Here is a 16,724-nt window from a genome sequence, read left to right as displayed (position 1 = left end):
AGTGCGGGATTTTTTGTTATTTTGTATTAAATTTTATAAAATATCCTGAAATATAATCATGTCAAACACAAATTCAAAAAAAACAATATTAACTGGAGATAGATCAACTGGAAAACTTCACATTGGGCACTTACTTGGTTCGCTTCAAAATAGAGTTAGACTACAAGAAGAGTATAATCAATTTATCCTGATTGCAAATGTTCAAGCACTTTCAGATAACTTTGATAATCCACAAAAAGTAAAAAATAGCATTGTTGAGCTACTTAAAGATTATTATGCAGTTGGTATAGACTTTGAAAAATCTCATATAGTTATCCAGTCAGAAGTTCCGCAAATTCATGAAATGTTTGTTTACTTTTCAAATTTTGTTTCAGTTCAACAAGTAGCACAAAATCCAACCGTTAAACAAGAAATGAAAACAAAAGAAGGTTTTGAAAAATCAACCCCACTTGGATTTTTCTTTTATCCAATTCATCAAGTCGCAGATATACTTTCAGTTCGAGCAGATTTGGTTCCAGTTGGAAAAGATCAACTTCCAATGATTGAAGAAACTCGAGATATTGCTCAAAAGTTTGATGCAACTTACAATTCTAACATTTTCAATCTTCCAGAAGCTTTGCTTGGAGTTGAAAGAAATGTTCCGGGGATTGATGGAAATGAAAAGATGGGGAAATCACTAAATAACGCAATTTATTTGTCAGACTCTGAAGAAGAACTTCGCAAGAAAGTCTTTTCAGTTTATACTGATCCAACTAGAGTTCGAGCAACTGATATAGGTCATATTGAAGGGAATGTAGCATTTACTTATCATGATTTGTTTAATTCAAACTTAGATGAAGTTCAAGATTTGAAAGATAGATATACAAAAGGTCAAGTTGGCGATGTTGAGGTAAAAGAAAAATTATTTCAAGCAATGAACGAATATTTAACTCCAATTCGAGAGAAAAGAAATGAAGCTGAATCTAAAGTTGATCAATTGTTAAATTTGACTATGGAAGGAACTAAAGTAGCAAAAAATAGAGCTTCAGAAACTTTGGATATGATGAAAGAGGTAATGATGATAAAATTTTGACTGTACCTAGTACTTAATTGGGAAGATTATCTATCTATGTGAATGACAACATTACAAATAAAGGTAATTATAATGCAATAAATATGGTCTAAAAAGAGGAAAAAATAAAAATTATAAATTATTGTTCGTTACTTGAAATTGATAAACCCTCCACTTTGTATATTCCATATCTTATTATAGATCCCATTTCCAGCAAGTAATTCTTTATGTGTTCCACTCTCTATCAATTCTCCACTATCTATTACAAATATTTTGTCGCAATGTCTAATCGTTGAAAGTCTATGGGCTATGAAAATCATTGTTTTTTCTCTTGCTATTTCGGAGATTGCTAATTGGATTGCATGCTCGCTTTCGGAATCAAGCATAGATGTTGCTTCATCAAATATTATTACTTTTGGATCTTTGAGTAATGTTCTTGCAATCGCTACTCTTTGTCTTTGACCTCCAGATAGCTTGATTCCACGCTCTCCTACTTTCGTATCAAAACCTTCAGGAAGTGACATGATAAAATCATAAATTTGAGCCTTCTTACAAACTTCGACAATGCTAGCCATATGATTTTCTAGTTGAGTTGGGTCAACATCTAGTCCATAACCAATATTGTAAAGTAGTGACTGATTAAACATAACAGGATCTTGAGGTACAACAGCAAATATCATTTGTAGAGTTTCCTCTTTCAGATCCTTTATGTCTATATCATTTATCAAAATTCTTCCACTATCAACTAGGTAGTATCGTAGTAGCAATTTGACTAATGTTGTTTTACCTCCACCAGATGGTCCTACAAAAGCAATATCTTCTTTATGTTTTATCTCTAGACTTAAATTATTGATAATAGGCTTATTTGAATTATATTCAAAAGAAATATTTTCAAACTTTATATCAATAGGTTTTTCTAAATCGATAGTTTGGTTTCCAATTTTTACTACAGATTCTGGTAAATTTAGCAAGTCAATGGTATCTTCTAAGCGACTTATATCTTTGAAGGTATTACGGATTGCCAATAGAACACTGGAAACCTTATTTTTGAGAGTAAGTAAAAAAGAAATAACAACTATTAAATTTGCAAATGTAATTTCTCCTAAAGTATAAAGCTTAATAGCTACTGATGCAGTAAGCAAAACGGTCAAAATTTGATTGATTGCCATAACCACATCCATCAACCTAAATCCTTGCATATATGAATAGACTGACTTATTTAGTCTATTTGCAATTTCAAAGAAACGATTAATTTCAAAATTCTCTTTTCTAAACGATCTCACATTTTCGTAGCTGTTTAAAATGTCAGACACATAAATAGCTACCTCATGTTCGTCATTTTTGGCTGATCTCCTTAATCGTACACTTCTTGTAATTGAATATACTTCAGGATAAATCAAAATACATTGTGTAATAATTATAGGTATAATAAGCTTAGGCGACACAATTGCGATAAAAGTAATAATTACTAAAGTTTCAATAATACCCATAAATAAGATCAATTCAAACGAATATAAATAAATGTCGACTATTGTATCTGATTTCAAAATAATATTTATTAATTTGCCTGAAGATCTCTTTGTATGGTAGTCGTAATCTTGTAACAAAGTTTTGGAGTATACATTTTTTAAAACATCTGTATATACATTGACATATAATTTATTTCTTAAGGTAAAAAGTATGGGTTCAAAAATGCTAGGTAAAACTAAAGTCAATGCAATTAATCCAATATTGCGAAACAAATTTATATCTCCGAGCTTAAACTCATTGATTAGTTGTCCAACAGTAAAAGTTGATAAATTTAGTACAGCTGAAAAAAGAAAAACCATTACAAATGAAAAGTAGTAAATAGATTTATTTTTTTGAGCGAATAACCTATAGGTTTTATAATAACGAAAAAAGTTCATTTAAATATAGTTTAAGTAGATAATAATTTGGAATTATACAGTAATATTGTAAATTATCTATTGAATTTTTGTTAAAATACACTTGCGTACTAGTCACATTATACTAATATATGAACCAAAAATTTGATGCAACAAAAATACCAACTTATGCTTTGAAGGTCGCAAGAATTTTGATTAACGAGGGATTTGATTGTTACTTAGTTGGAGGTAGTGTTCGTGACAATTTACTTGGAATAACTCAATATGATATAGACTTTACTACAAATGCACTTCCAACTGAAATTCAAAAACTTGAATCATTTCCAAAATCAGTCCAAATAAATGAAAGATTTGGAACAATTGCTGCTATTGTTCAAGATAAATTTGGTGAAAATCATACAGTCGAAATCACGACTTATAGAAAGGAAGAAGATTATGCTTCAGGTCGATGGCCTGCTAAAGTTGAATTCGGAATTCGTTTAGAAGAAGATTTAGCAAGAAGAGATTTCACTATCAATTCGATGTGTATTGATATGAAACCAGTTGTTCAAGATTATTTAGATGGAAAATTGGATAAAGCGCAAGTTGAAATAATAGATTTATTTGGTGGACAAAGTGATTTAAAAAATAAAATTATAAAAGCTGTTGGAAATCCAATAGAAAGATTTTCTGAAGATGGTTTGAGATCAATTCGTGCAATTCGTTTTGCATCAACTTTAGGTTTAAAGATTGAACCTGAAACTTATGTTGCAATTTCGAAAACACTACATGTAACTGAGAAGATTTCAATCGAAAGATTTCGAGATGAGTTTTTGAAAATTATTTATAAATCACCAAAGCCTTCAATTGGAATTCGACTTTTGAAAGATACTGGTATTTTGAAAATATTTATCCCGGAATTACTTGAAGGTATAAATGTAACTCAAATTGCTTTTCATGTTCATGATGTTTTTGATCATAGTTTAGCAACTCTTGATGTAGCTGAAGATAAAGTCAAAATTGCAGCTTTATTTCATGATATAGGAAAACCAAGATGCGATACTCATGATGGACATTTTTTTGGACATGATCAAGTTGGTGCTCAGATGACAAAAGAAATATTAACTAGACTTCATTTACCTAAAGATGAAGTTGAGAGGAATGTAAAATTAGTCCAAGAACATATGTTTTATTATCCTTACAATGAATTTGATGTGAAGTTTGTTGAAAATAAGATAGAAAGTTTTGATTTAACTTTATCTCAAAAGGAAGATAAGTTAAAATTGATTCGTTCCGACAAATTTTCTCAAGGTTGGAGTGATGGTGCAATTCGAAGATTTATTAGGAAAGTTGGAATTGAAAATATTGAAGATATATTTAGACTTAGAATTGCTGATGCAACTTCAAATCCAAAATCAGCTTGGGATCCAACTGAGATTGAAAGATTGCAATATAGAATTTCTAAGGTTTTGGAGCAAGATAATGCTTTCAAAGTAACTGATTTAGAAATAACTGGCAATGATTTGCTAGAACTGGGCTTTAGTGGTAAAAAAATTGGTGAAGTTTTAAACAAACTCTTAGAGCTTGTGATGGATGATGTTAGTTTAAATGAAAAAGATAAATTAATTCAAATTGTGAAAGAAAGATATATATGAAACAAGTTAATCTCGGAAATTACAGAAACGATTCCTCAAACAAAAAGTTTACAGATAGTTCAAATTCAACTATATTTGGGGATCATAACTCAAATTTAGCGGCTAAAAAGAGCGGGAATAAAGTTGAAAGTTTATCTGCCAAAAGGATAAGGTTGGATAACGATAAGAATCAAAAGTCATCAAAGCTAAATAAATTATTACTTTTATTGATTTTGTTTTTTTTAATTTTGGCATTATCTATGTTTTTGTATCTGAAAAATCCATTCGGATCTATAAATGCTGCTTATTCGCAAATTCATAAGGTTTTTAATGATTGCGCTGAAGGTAATTGCCAAATTGTTGAGCTTGATAAACCGACTTGTTCTGGTATCTTTTGTAATGCTAGGGAATTACCAAGGACAAATGGCAAAACAAACATACTTTTGTTGGGAGTTGACAGTCGAGGTGCAAATCAGGGCGATTCTTCAGGTGGTTTAACGGATACTATCATAGTAGCTAGTTACGATCATGATACTAACTACTTGAACCTTATTTCTATACCTCGAGATACACAGGTTACTTATACAAATGTTTATGGTAACAAAGAGACATCGAAAATAAATCAAGTTTACTATAATTCGGGTTGGATAAAAAAGGATTACGAAATGGGTATCAATGGTGTTAGTCAAGAAGTTACTAAAATTACTGGTTTACCGATACATTACAGTGCATTCATTACTTTGGATGGATTTAAGGAATTGATTGATGCAATTGGAGGTATTGACATTACTGTAGAGAAGGATATCAAAAATGTCTATCCACCAACTGAATTATCTGCAGAATATAAGAAAAATAATTGCAAAAATGTTTTACTTGCAGATGGTTATTATTGCGAATGGAGTTTAAGGGCAGGCAACCATAGTATGAATGGAGAAGAAGCCTTGGTATATGCAAGATCTCGCGAATATACTACTGATTGGGATCGGTCTCGAAGACAGCAGCAAGTTATTGATGCCATTCGGTCAAAGATTCTATCTAGTTCCATACTCCTGAATCCGCAAAAGTTGTCTGATATAGTAACTTCTTTGCAGAACAATATAAAAATATCTAGTTATGATGCAAATGATCTGTTAGCTGGACTTCGCTTGAAAGACAAATACAATGGGATGGTTTCTATTGTACTTGATCCTACATTTATGCCTGAAAATATTACTCCAGTTGAAGGGACTAGCGATTTCAAAATAAAAAACTACAATAATTTGCAAAAGAAACTTCAAACAATATTTCAAAATCCAGCTATTTACAAGGAAAATGCAACTGTATTTGAATATTTCACAGGCTACGAAGTAAATTTGCCTTTGAACTTAAGTGAAGTTATATTGAAAAATACTTCTGCAAGCCTAAATATAGTGAAAGTTCCCACAATTGTAGGACTGAATCAAACTTTCGCTTGGAATTCGATAGTCGATGAGCAATATATGCGAATAGGTACAGAATCTTTAGATAATACTGATGATACAAGACATCCTTATTTCTATGATTTTACTAATGGTGAGAAAAGTGAAACTAAGAAAGTTTTAGAAAAAAGTGGTGTTTTTGAAATAAAATTAGTTGAAGGTACGAATATAAAGAGATATAATGACGAAGACTTCGCTATAATATGGCGTTAAGTCTTTTATTTAAAATTTATAGCTACTAAGTTGTAATTATAAAATCATAAGTACAATTATGTAGTTTATGTCATAAAAAAATGTTAAATTTAATTTTGGCAATATTGTTTGGAGCTTTAGTTGGCTTTCTAGCAAACAAACTAATGGGAAAATCTGATAGCTTTTGGATGACCTCATTATTAGGTATAGTAGGTTCAGTTGTAGGAAATACTTTATACACCTTTTTGACTACAAAAGAACTCAACTTATCATTCAGCACTTCGTTTAATGTATTGAATTTATTGATAGCTGTTTTAGGTGCAGTTTTGTTTACAGTAGTTTATACAAAATTTGCTAGCAAATAAGTTGCTTTCATAACTACCTCAATTTGGCAAATTGAGTTTCAACAATTCAATAATATAAGAAGTAATTGAGGTGGAACCACGAGTAAATATTTTATTTCGTCCTCAACAGGCAACAGCGTTGCTTGTTGAGGTTTTTTTATACTATAAATATGACTATAAATAATAACAAACAACTTAATCTAGAATCCATTGCATCATTTTGCAAACAAAATGCATTTGTCTTTCCAAGTTCTGAAATTTATGGAGGTTTTGCTGCTGTTTATGATTATGGTCATTATGGATATTTATTTGCCAATAATATCAAAAATGCTTGGATGAAAAGCATGATCCAAGATAGAGAAGATATTGTTGCACTTGATTCTGGAATTTTCATGCATCCTATAACTTGGAAAGCTTCAGGGCATGTAGATGGATTTAATGATCCTCAAATTGACTGTAAAACTTGCAAAGCTAGATATCGAGCTGATCATATACTTGAAGAATTTGGAGTTTCTGCAGACAAACAACCTTTAGAATTTATCAACGCTGAATTAGATAAATTAAAATCAGAAGGAAAGTTGAAATGTGCAAATTGCGGAAACAAAGATTTTACTGAAGCGAAAGTATTTAGTTTGATGGTCAAAACAAACTTAGGCTCGCCAACTGATACATTATCAGAAGAAAATGTGGTTTATATGAGACCTGAAACTTGTGGTGGAATTTATCTTGAGTACAAAAATGTTTTGACTTCACAATCTATGAAATTACCATTTGGAATTGCACAAATTGGAAAAGCATTTCGAAATGAAATAGTCGCAAGGCAGTTTATATTTCGAACTCGTGAATTTGAACAAATGGAAATGCAATATTTTCATAATCCAAAAGATACTAAAGAATTATATGAAGACTGGAAACAAGTTAGATGGAATTGGTTTAAAGAATATGGGATTGCTGAAGATAGACTGCATTGGTACAAACATGAAAAACTAGCACATTATGCAAGTGATGCTTATGATATTGAGTACAAATTTAAATGTATGAAAGATAGTTTCAAAGAAATTGAAGGAATTCATGCAAGAGGAGATTGGGATTTGTCGCAACATTCCAAGTTTTCTGGAGTGAAACTGGATTATTTTGATCAAATAACTGAAGAAAGATTTGTTCCGCATATCATGGAAACTTCAACTGGAGTTGCTAGACAATTTCTGATGTTTTTGGATAGTGCATATACTGAGGAAAATTTGGAAAATGGAGAAACTAGATTAGTGCTAAAGTTAGACAAAAGACTTGCACCTGTCAAAGTTGCAGTTTTACCTTTGATGAAAAAAGAAGAGTTAAGCTTGAAAGCTAAAGAAGTATATAAAAAATGCAAGGAAATTTTGTACAATACTTATCAAGGAATAGTTGAGTATGATGAGTCAGGCTCAATTGGCAAAAGATATAGAAGGCAAGACGAAATTGGAACTCCAGTTTGTATAACTATTGATTATGATACTTTGAAAGATGGAACGGTAACCGTAAGATATCGTGATAGTATGAAGCAGGAAAGAGTGAGTGTGGAAGAGATACAACCCTATCTTTAATTCTATCCTATTAAAAATACTATTACTCCGAGATCAAGAAACTGCCCACCATACATGCAGTTTCTGATCTTAAAATACTGTTAGATATTTTTACAGGTTCAAAACCTGCGCTAATAACTTCTTCTAGTTCTTGCTTCTCAAATCCACCTTCAGGACCTATAAATAATGAAATTTCACAAGAATTTTTCCAAGGGAAAGAGTTAAAGTTTTTTTTCACTTCGAACTCTGTAACTCCAATAAACTTTCTTCCATTTAGTTTCAAAACTTGTTCTGGTTTCATCACCTTAAGTTCTGGGATGTAAATTCTTTCACACTGTTTACTTGCAGAAATTGTTATTTCTTTCCATCTGGCAAGTTTTTTTTCAGCTAAATTTAAATCAATTTGAGAAAACTTTGTTTTGGTAAATATTATTTCATCAATTCCAAGTTCAGTACATTTTTCAATTGCCCATTCAAGTCTATCAAATTTAAATAAACTAATTATCAGTCTTGAAATATGTCTATCTTTTTCAATAAATTGATGTTGGATAACTTTGAGATTAAAATCATTCTCAAACTCGCAAGTCCAAACATTCCCAAAGCCATCAAAAGCAATAAAATTATCGCCGATATTCATTCTCAAAACTTTTCTTGCATGTTCAATTTCTTTTTTATTTAAGATAGGTTTATTATTTAGATTTTGTACGAAAAAACGATGTTGCGACATATTTATATTATATAATCAATGGTACAAAATTAAAATAAAATAATTTTGCTATAATCTTGTAAAATATTAAACAATTTAACTATGGACCAAATTCGAAATTTTTGCATAATTGCACATATTGATCACGGAAAATCAACTTTAGCTGACAGAATTCTTGAGATAACAGGTTCAGTTACTGAACGCGAAATGAAAGATAAAGAGCGAGTTTTGGATACTTTGGAACTTGAACAAGAGCGCGGAATCACTATCAAACTTCAAAGTGCAAGAATGAATTATAAAAATCATGTTTTGAACCTGATAGATACTCCGGGTCATGTTGACTTTAGCTATGAGGTAAGTCGCTCACTTGCTGCTTGTGAAGGATGTTTACTTTTAGTTGATGCAACTCAAGGAATACAAGCTCAAACTTTGTCAGTCTTTTATGCTGCTATGGAGCAAGATTTGAAAATAATTCCTGTTATAAATAAAATTGATCTTCCATCAGCTCAAGTTGAAGAAACAAAAGATGAGATAGTTCATACTTTAGGATTTTCTCGAGATGAAATTTTGTGTTGTTCAGGAAAAACGGGAGCTGGTGTAACTGAAATTTTGGATCAAATTATAGAAAGAATCCCAAGTCCGAGCAAGAAAAATGTAATTGAAAGTAATCGAAATAATGAAGTTTTTCGTGCTTTGGTTTTTGACTCTTTTTTTCATGAACACAAAGGTGCAATTGCTTTAGTTAGGATATTTTCAGGAAAAATTCAAAAAAATGACAAGGTCAAATTTCTTGGAACTGATACTGAAGTTACACCAATTGAAATTGGCTATATAACTCCGAGTTTTTTTGCATCAAGTGAATTGAGAAATGGTGAAGTTGGATATATAGCAACCGGTTTGAAAGATTTGAAGAAAATCCATACTGGAGATACTGTCACATCATATAGTTATGCAGATACAAATAAGTCACTTGCTACTCAAAATTCAACAGAAGAATCAAAATTAAAATTACCTGGATATCAACCTGCAAAGTCAATGGTTTTTGCATCTTTGTTCCCAGTTGATGCAGATGAGTTTTTGACTTTTTCTGAAAGTTTGGAGAAGCTTGCTATGAATGATGCAGCACTAAATTATCAAAAAATAACTTCTCCTGCACTTGGATCAGGTTTTCTTTGTGGTTATTTAGGTTTGCTTCATATGGAGATAACTCAAGAAAGATTGGAGCGTGAATTTAACCTAAATTTGATTACAACTGTTCCAAGTGTTGAATATAAGATAAAATTGAAAAATATAAATTATGATGAAAATATAGAAAATGTAATTCAAAAGTCAGTCCAAATGCTAAAAGGATTGGGCACTACAGATGATTTTGACGATAATGGTTACTATATCTTGAAATCAGTTACAAAGTTTCCTGACATTGCATATATTGATCAAGTACTGGAACCTTATTCTAAATTGGAAATAATTACTCCAGAGGAATACATAGGACCTATTATGCAACTATGTTCGGAAAAGAGAGCTGAATATAAATCAACTGAATATCTTTCTACAACAGGTTCAAAAAAGTATGTTCAAGTCAAGTATGAAGTTCCTAGTAATGAAATCATTACAGATTTTTTTGATAGATTGAAATCCGTATCTCAAGGATATGCTTCGATGGATTACAATTTTTTTGAATTCAGAGTTTCTGATATTGTGAAAGTAGATATTTTGGTAAATCATGAAGCTTCAGAACCTTTGTCATTTTTGTCTCATAGGACTTCTGCAGATGCAAGAGGAAGAAGATTGGTTGAAAAATTGAAGGATCTTATACCTAGACAACAATTTCCGATCCCGATTCAAGCTGCGATAGGGATGAAGATAGTAGCTCGTGAAACTATACCGCAATATAGAAAAGATGTTTTGGCTGGTATGAGTGGAGGTCATGTAGAAAGAAAGAAAAAACTTCTTCAAGCTCAGAAAAAAGGAAAAGAAAGGTTAAAAACTTTTGGATCAGTAGAAGTTCCCAAAGAAGCATTTTTAGCTGCATTGAGAAATTGATATTTAATCAAACGAAATTTTGGAATTGTGATTCAATGTTTTCTTTATAATTACTACTTATAGTTTGATTTTCTAATTCTTAAATTCAGTATGTATGTTTATAATGTAAAATAACACTATGTCAATCTACTTGCTCAAAACTGATGGTGGCTCTAGAGGAAATCCTGGACCAGCTGCATATTCATGTGTAATTTATAAAGAATCTGAAGTCATATATTGTGATGCTAAGTATATGCAAAACGCAACAAATAATGTTGCCGAATACAACGGCTTACTACTGGGTCTTGAATACTGTTCAAGGAAAAAGCTTGCTCAAATAGAAATTCAGATGGACAGCGAACTTATAGTTCAGCAATTGCTAGGTAAGTATCAAGTCAAGGATGAAAAGATGAAAGAATTATTTACTAAAGTCAAAAAACTATTAGAAAAGTTTGAAGGTTATAAGATTTCTCATATACCAAGAGAAGAAAATAAACTTGCTGATAGGCTTGTAAATCTGATACTTGACAGCCAGATTTAAGATAAGTTCGGGATCAAATTGAACATTGCTACCACAGTTATCATGATTATCGATAAAATCAATACTATCTTCAATATTATTTTTAGTATATCAAAAAATTTATTCATTAGTTTTAGTTTGTGATAATTTGCGCGAAACTCGTTTTTGTTCATTCTCATAATCTTTAAGCTCACCATCATTAACTTCTACCATATCATTTATAACCTTTAGCAAAATTACAAGATCTTCTTCTTGAATATCATGAATCAAAGCAGCTGACTCTAAAGTATCAAATCCAGCCATTATACAATTCATACAATGAAATCCCCACTCAACTTCTAGATATTTTGCGATATGTGGAAAGTTTTCCGAAATATATGTTATCTTGGTACTTTGTGAGATTTTCATGCATTTTCAAATATATAAAAATTATAACACTTTCAAATTATATTCAAAAGCGTCAAGTTCTATATATTCTTGAAATAAATAGTTGTAACTATTAAAATTAATTTAGTGTTGAATAATAATGTTTCAAAAAGTAATATATCATATTGGGGGAGTAAGGAGTTAGGTAATAAATATAAAGCTTCTGAAGTGAAGAAAGTGAAAAACAATCTATCACCTGATAAGAGAAACATCAAAGCGAAACAGACTTATCATCAAAACGCCCAATCAAAAACACAGAACGATAAGAGGAAATGTAAAGAAAATGTTGAAGTCAGGGAACTAATCAAAAAAGGTGTACTTGTAAGCATAGATAAAGGCTTGTTATTTGGATTTATTGGACTCATTGTTTTCGGAGTGCTTTTTGTATTTGATGCTTCTGCTGTTGTATCTTCTAGAGCTCCTTACTATAATCAATTTGCAGTACTCTTTCGCCATTTGCTTTTTTTGGGTATTGGAAGCTTTTTGACATTACTTATATCCAGATTTAGAAGTGAAGTTTTGAGCAAATTTAGTTTACTTCTCTTAGGTCTTTCTCTACTAGGTCTATTTTTGACATTAGTTCCATCAATCGGTGTAGTAGTGAATGGAGCGAGGCGATGGATAAGTATTGGCGGATTTACCATTCAGTTTTCTGAGATAGTCAAACCTATTTTGATATTGTATCTAGCATTTTGGTTGCCAAAAGTTGAGAAAGAGATTAAAAACAATGATTTCATAGAATATACCAAAAGTTTTCTTTTGAAAAAATTTTTGCCATTTTGTATTCTTATAACCATTACTTTAGTACCTATAGTATTTCAAAAGGATTTAGGTAGCATTATAGTAATTGGATTTATTGCTTTAGTACTTTTTGTTTTTTCCGCAAATTCAAAGCTAAACTTTTTTTCGAGTTTCTTGATTTTGACTTTGGGTGCAATTTCTGTAGTAGCAATGATTAGTTTTGAAAGCTATAGAGTAGGTAGATTTGAAGTATATACTGAAGTTTTAACCACGGGAAGATTGTCAAAAGAGTTGGCACTAAGTTCTGGTTATCAAATTCAACAAGTTCTTATAGCTATAGGTTCTGGTGGAATTTCAGGGCTTGGTTTAGGCGAATCAAAGCAAAAATATGCATACCTAGTAGATCAAACTAGTTATACAGATACTATTTTTGCAGTGATTGCAGAAGAATTGGGTTTTGTTGGTTCTTTAGCATTAGTTTTGTTTATTTTGTTCATTGTATTGAAGGGTATAAATTTTTCTAATGAGCATAAACTTCTACAACACAGACTTCTAGTAATTGGTATAATATCCTGGTTTGGCTTTCAGTCATTTATAAATATTGCTGCCAATGTATCACTGATACCTTTCAAAGGTCTTACCTTACCATTTATAAGTTACGGAGGGAGTTCACTTTTGGCACTAATGATTGGACTTGGAATCTTGTTTTCACAAAAGTATGAATAAATTTAAACTAGACAAAACAGACAAAATAATGATAACTGGAGGGCATATGACACCAGCATTTGCAGTGATAGATGAATTACAAAGTAGGGGATACAGAAATATTTGTTGGGTTGGACATAAGTATTCACAAACTGGAGATCAGAATCTTTCTGCTGAGTATAGGATTGTTAGTTCAAAAAGTATCCCTTTCATTGAGCTTCAAAGTGGAAAAGTTTTCAGAAGTTTCAAAGGCTCATTTCGCCCAGCTCTGAAATCACTGTTATCCATCCCAAAAGGATTTTTTCAAGCAAGAAAAATTGTAAAAGAAGAAAGTCCGAAAGTTATTTTATCGTTTGGAGGCTATCTAGCATTGCCAATTGTTATTGCTGGAAAATTCCAAAAAATCACAATTTATACTCATGAGCAAGTCATTAAACCTGGATTATCAAATAGGATAATATCTTTTTTTGCTCATAAGGTATTTATTAGTTGGAAGAGCTCAAAAAGATTTTTTGCAGAAAAAAAACTAGTATTTACTGGTAATCCTATAAGACAAGCTTTCGTCTTGAAAAGAGAGGAGATTCAGGAAAATGGTGGTGTAGTCAATTATAATTGGCATAAGTTTAGCGAAAAGCCTATAGCTGATTTGCTTTTGAATCATTATAATTTTAGATTTGATGCAACAAAAAATTCCAATGAAACGAAGATTATACTGATATTGGGAGGTAATCAAGGTTCGCACATTATAAACGAGAATATTTTCAAACTATTGCCAGTTATTTTGAATGATTTCACAATTATCCATCAAACTGGATCAAGTAGCTTGACGCAGGATTATGAAAAGGCTATTGCACTGAAAGTAAATCTACCTGATCAACTATCTCAATTTTACTTACCTAGAGAATTTATCAATGAATATGATTTAGCTGAAGTACTTTCATTAGCAGATCTCGTCATTTCAAGAAGTGGAGCGAATTCTAGCTTTGAATATATGTTTATGAACAAACATTGCATTTTGATACCAATTCCCGGAACTTCAGGAAATGAACAGGAACGACAAGCTGAGTTTTTGGAAGAGCTTGGACTTGCCAAAGTGATTTATCAGAAAGACTTAACGCCAGAAATCTTAAATAATAGAATATATGATGTTTTGGAATATAAAAGATTGGGAAAAAATCTGAATAATGTTGGTTTTGAAGATACAATTTCCAAAACAAGTTTGTACGCAAAAGAAGATGCTGCAGAAAAAATTGTTGACGAGATATTGTCTACCAATCAGTAACTATATTGTCCATGTCCTCATATTTTTTGCCAGCTGTATAATTATTATACTTTGAAGAGTAACTTTTCTTTCTGTTTTTCAATTCTTCACCTAAGCTCGGATAAGTTTTTTCAAATTTAGATTCACTTTCAAATTCAAAATCATCAAAATCAAATTTACTACTTTTTGAGTAACTAAAATTGTTATAAGCTCCATCAAACTCTTCAACTTCTTTGTAAACTTCTGGTATATCTTCAGCAAAACGACTCAGTGGGTTTGTTTGTTTGGCTCCAAAGTATCTTCTGGTATATGCATGAAGTATAAAAAGCTTTGATCTAGCTCTTGTTACAGCAACATACGCAAGTCTGCGTTCTTCTTCGAGTTCTTCTACTTCAAGCAAACTTCTTGAATGTGGAAATAAATTCTCTTCAAATCCTGGCAAAAAAACAAAATCAAACTCTAGTCCCTTTGATGCATGTATGGTCATCAAATTCACTTTGACCTTAAACTTCTCTTCTAAATAATTCAATCTATTTTCCTTCTCCTTTGCCATTTCATCACTTTCCAAAAGTGCAATTTGTTCCAAAAACTTAGAAAGATTTTCTTCAAAATTAATTTCATTGTTTACAAACTTTTCACAAGCTGACTTTAGTTCAAAAATATTTTCTAACCTGGCTTTTCCTTCTTCTGTTCCGTCATCCAAAAAACTTTTGTAACCTGTTTCAGTTATCAAGTAATCTATAAAATTAGGCAAATCAATTTCATTTAGCTTGCTTTTCAAATTTCTAAATAACTTTATTACCGAACCTATAGCATGGGATTCAACTTGAATATTACTATATTCATCAAGCAAAAGCTCTCCAATACTAAGATTATGCTCTCTTGACAAAGTTTCAAGCTCACTCAACACTTTCTTCCCAACTTCACGACGAGGAGTATTTATTATGCGCATCAAAGATAATGTGTCTTTTGGATTGATCAAAACTCGCAAATAAGCAATAACATCTTTTATTTCCTTTCTTTCATAAAACCTTATTCCCCCAACAAGTCGATAAGGAATCCCTTTTTGGATCAAAGCTTCTTCAATGTTTCTAGATTGAGCGTTTGATCTATAAAGCACGCCAATACTTAAAACAATACTTTGGTCAGCTTTATTATCAATAATTTCTTCAATTTTGTCTGCAATATACTTTGATTCCGCCTTTTCATCTTCAGCTTGATGTTGAGTTATAAGTTCACCTCCAGAAACTTGAGTCCACATACTTTTCTCTAGCCTTTGAGAGTTTTTTTTGATAATTGAATTTGCAGAGTTCAAAATAACTTCAGTTGATCTATAATTTTGTTCAAGCTTGATAATCTTGCAACCAGGAAAGTCTCTTTCAAAATTAAGAATATTCCTGATATCTGAACCTCGAAATTTATAAATTGATTGATCTTCATCACCAACAACGCAAATATTTTTGTACTTCTCTGCAAGTAATTTCACAAGTTTGTATTGAGCGTGATTTGTATCTTGATACTCATCAACTAAGATATATTTAAATTTACTTTGGTACTTTTGCAAAGTTTCATCTGAACCTTCAAACAAATTGATAACTTTCATTATCAGATCATCAAAATCCAGCGCGCTTGATTCTTTCAAGACTTTTTGATATTCTATATATACTTTCGCAACATTATTTTGATAATATCCTTGAGCCAAATTTTGAAATTGAACAGTGTCAATTAGTTCGTTTTTAGCAGAACTAATTGTAGCTTTTACAGCTTTAGGGTTAAGTTCTTTGATATTTAGCCCAAGTTTTTCGTAAGTTGACTTGATTGCATCTACTGCATCATCTTCATCATAAATGACAAAGTTTGGCAATGTTCCGATTTTCTTTCCATCAGTTCTCAATATTTTCACACAAATCGAATGAAAAGTTCCCATGAAAGTAATGGCTTTTGTGCTGTTGTGTTCTTCTGAGTGTTGAAATGAAGTGCTTGAATTTATCAAAAGTTTCATGACTCTTTCCTTCATCTCGGTAGCAGCTTTATTTGTGAATGTAACTGCCAAAATTTCTTGTTCTGTAGCTAAATTCTGTTCCAAAATATTTGCAATTCTATATGTCAAAGCTTTTGTTTTTCCAGAACCAGCTCCCGCTAAAACTAAAACCGGACCCGTCAAACTTTCTACAGCATCTTTTTGTTTTTCATTTAGTAATCGTAGATCAAGCATGCTTGTCATTAAATAATAAATGA

At 31.3% G+C, this 16,724-nt stretch carries 13 protein-coding genes; 9 read left to right on the top strand and 4 right to left on the bottom strand.

The window, feature by feature from the left end:
• The first annotated feature begins 58 nt into the window (after nt 1-58).
• Complete coding sequence (gene trpS, locus IPJ91_01650; GenBank protein ID QQR93845.1) at nt 59-1,072, top strand: tryptophan--tRNA ligase; 1,014 nt, start codon at nt 59-61, stop codon at nt 1,070-1,072.
• Nucleotides 1,073-1,200: 128 nt separating this feature from the next.
• Here trpS and IPJ91_01645 read toward each other — a convergent pair whose 3' ends face one another.
• Nucleotides 1,201-2,958 (bottom strand): ABC transporter ATP-binding protein, encoded by a 1,758-nt coding sequence (locus IPJ91_01645; protein QQR93844.1) that lies wholly within the window; start codon nt 2,956-2,958, stop codon nt 1,201-1,203.
• 110 nt (nt 2,959-3,068) lie between these two features.
• Between IPJ91_01645 and IPJ91_01640 the strand changes: the two genes are divergently transcribed.
• The 4 genes from IPJ91_01640 to IPJ91_01625 all read left to right on the top strand — a co-directional run bounded on the left by IPJ91_01640 (nt 3,069) and on the right by IPJ91_01625 (nt 8,126).
• Nucleotides 3,069-4,571, top strand: a complete 1,503-nt coding sequence (locus IPJ91_01640; protein ID QQR93843.1) for an HD domain-containing protein — start codon at nt 3,069-3,071, stop codon at nt 4,569-4,571.
• A complete protein-coding gene (locus tag IPJ91_01635; protein QQR93842.1) occupies nt 4,568-6,220 on the top strand; it encodes an LCP family protein in 1,653 nt (550 codons plus the stop codon). The genes IPJ91_01640 and IPJ91_01635 overlap by 4 nt, the downstream gene beginning before the upstream one ends.
• Nucleotides 6,221-6,300: 80 nt before the next feature.
• Nucleotides 6,301-6,564, top strand: coding sequence for a GlsB/YeaQ/YmgE family stress response membrane protein (locus tag IPJ91_01630; protein ID QQR93841.1), 264 nt, complete (start codon nt 6,301-6,303; stop codon nt 6,562-6,564).
• Between the two features lie 149 nt (nt 6,565-6,713).
• Nucleotides 6,714-8,126: a glycine--tRNA ligase gene (locus IPJ91_01625; protein ID QQR93840.1), complete on the top strand. Its 1,413-nt coding sequence runs from the start codon at nt 6,714-6,716 to the stop codon at nt 8,124-8,126.
• Nucleotides 8,127-8,148: 22 nt separating this feature from the next.
• On the opposite strand, the gene IPJ91_01620 is transcribed toward IPJ91_01625, so the two are convergent.
• Complete coding sequence (locus tag IPJ91_01620; GenBank protein ID QQR93839.1) at nt 8,149-8,832, bottom strand: 16S rRNA (uracil(1498)-N(3))-methyltransferase; 684 nt, start codon at nt 8,830-8,832, stop codon at nt 8,149-8,151.
• Between the two features lie 81 nt (nt 8,833-8,913).
• On the opposite strand from IPJ91_01620, the gene IPJ91_01615 reads away from it, so the two are divergent.
• Together IPJ91_01615 and IPJ91_01610 are read left to right on the top strand one after the other, a co-directional pair.
• Nucleotides 8,914-10,854: an elongation factor 4 gene (locus tag IPJ91_01615; protein QQR93838.1), complete on the top strand. Its 1,941-nt coding sequence runs from the start codon at nt 8,914-8,916 to the stop codon at nt 10,852-10,854.
• A 118-nt stretch (nt 10,855-10,972) separates the two neighbouring features.
• The gene (locus tag IPJ91_01610) at nt 10,973-11,374 is read left to right on the top strand and encodes a ribonuclease HI family protein (protein QQR93837.1); all 402 of its coding nucleotides are present in this window, start codon (nt 10,973-10,975) and stop codon (nt 11,372-11,374) included.
• Nucleotides 11,375-11,473: 99 nt separating this feature from the next.
• Here IPJ91_01610 and IPJ91_01605 read toward each other — a convergent pair whose 3' ends face one another.
• Nucleotides 11,474-11,761 carry a DUF1858 domain-containing protein gene (locus IPJ91_01605; GenBank protein QQR93836.1) on the bottom strand — a complete coding sequence of 96 codons (288 nt, stop codon included), beginning with the start codon at nt 11,759-11,761 and terminating at the stop codon, nt 11,474-11,476.
• Between the two features lie 105 nt (nt 11,762-11,866).
• Between IPJ91_01605 and IPJ91_01600 the strand changes: the two genes are divergently transcribed.
• Nucleotides 11,867-13,246, top strand: coding sequence for an FtsW/RodA/SpoVE family cell cycle protein (locus IPJ91_01600; protein QQR93835.1), 1,380 nt, complete (start codon nt 11,867-11,869; stop codon nt 13,244-13,246).
• On the top strand, nt 13,239-14,507 hold the full coding sequence (locus IPJ91_01595) for a UDP-N-acetylglucosamine--N-acetylmuramyl-(pentapeptide) pyrophosphoryl-undecaprenol N-acetylglucosamine transferase (GenBank protein QQR93834.1): 1,269 nt from the start codon (nt 13,239-13,241) through the stop codon (nt 14,505-14,507). Before IPJ91_01600 ends, IPJ91_01595 begins: the two co-directional genes overlap by 8 nt.
• Here IPJ91_01595 and IPJ91_01590 read toward each other — a convergent pair.
• Nucleotides 14,494-16,701 (bottom strand): UvrD-helicase domain-containing protein, encoded by a 2,208-nt coding sequence (locus IPJ91_01590; GenBank protein ID QQR93833.1) that lies wholly within the window; start codon nt 16,699-16,701, stop codon nt 14,494-14,496. The genes IPJ91_01595 and IPJ91_01590 overlap by 14 nt on opposite strands.
• Nucleotides 16,702-16,724 lie beyond the last annotated feature (23 nt).

Source organism: bacterium (genome assembly GCA_016699595.1).
GTDB lineage: Bacteria > Patescibacteriota > Dojkabacteria.
Note: the sequence above shows the minus strand (reverse complement) of the source record. Positions and strands in the feature narration are given on the sequence as shown.

Excerpts from the sequence above, each read along its gene's own strand:
- IPJ91_01605 (QQR93836.1), bottom strand. The coding sequence starts at position 11,761 with ATGAAAATCTCACAAAGTACCAAGATAACATATATTTCGGAAAACTTT.
- IPJ91_01625 (QQR93840.1), top strand. The coding sequence starts at position 6,714 with ATGACTATAAATAATAACAAACAACTTAATCTAGAATCCATTGCATCA.
- IPJ91_01645 (QQR93844.1), bottom strand. The coding sequence starts at position 2,958 with ATGAACTTTTTTCGTTATTATAAAACCTATAGGTTATTCGCTCAAAAA.
- IPJ91_01630 (QQR93841.1), top strand. The coding sequence starts at position 6,301 with ATGTTAAATTTAATTTTGGCAATATTGTTTGGAGCTTTAGTTGGCTTT.
- IPJ91_01635 (QQR93842.1), top strand. The coding sequence starts at position 4,568 with ATGAAACAAGTTAATCTCGGAAATTACAGAAACGATTCCTCAAACAAA.
- IPJ91_01610 (QQR93837.1), top strand. The coding sequence starts at position 10,973 with ATGTCAATCTACTTGCTCAAAACTGATGGTGGCTCTAGAGGAAATCCT.
- IPJ91_01615 (QQR93838.1), top strand. The coding sequence starts at position 8,914 with ATGGACCAAATTCGAAATTTTTGCATAATTGCACATATTGATCACGGA.
- IPJ91_01595 (QQR93834.1), top strand. The coding sequence starts at position 13,239 with ATGAATAAATTTAAACTAGACAAAACAGACAAAATAATGATAACTGGA.
- IPJ91_01590 (QQR93833.1), bottom strand. The coding sequence starts at position 16,701 with ATGCTTGATCTACGATTACTAAATGAAAAACAAAAAGATGCTGTAGAA.
- IPJ91_01620 (QQR93839.1), bottom strand. The coding sequence starts at position 8,832 with ATGTCGCAACATCGTTTTTTCGTACAAAATCTAAATAATAAACCTATC.
- IPJ91_01640 (QQR93843.1), top strand. The coding sequence starts at position 3,069 with ATGAACCAAAAATTTGATGCAACAAAAATACCAACTTATGCTTTGAAG.
- trpS (QQR93845.1), top strand. The coding sequence starts at position 59 with ATGTCAAACACAAATTCAAAAAAAACAATATTAACTGGAGATAGATCA.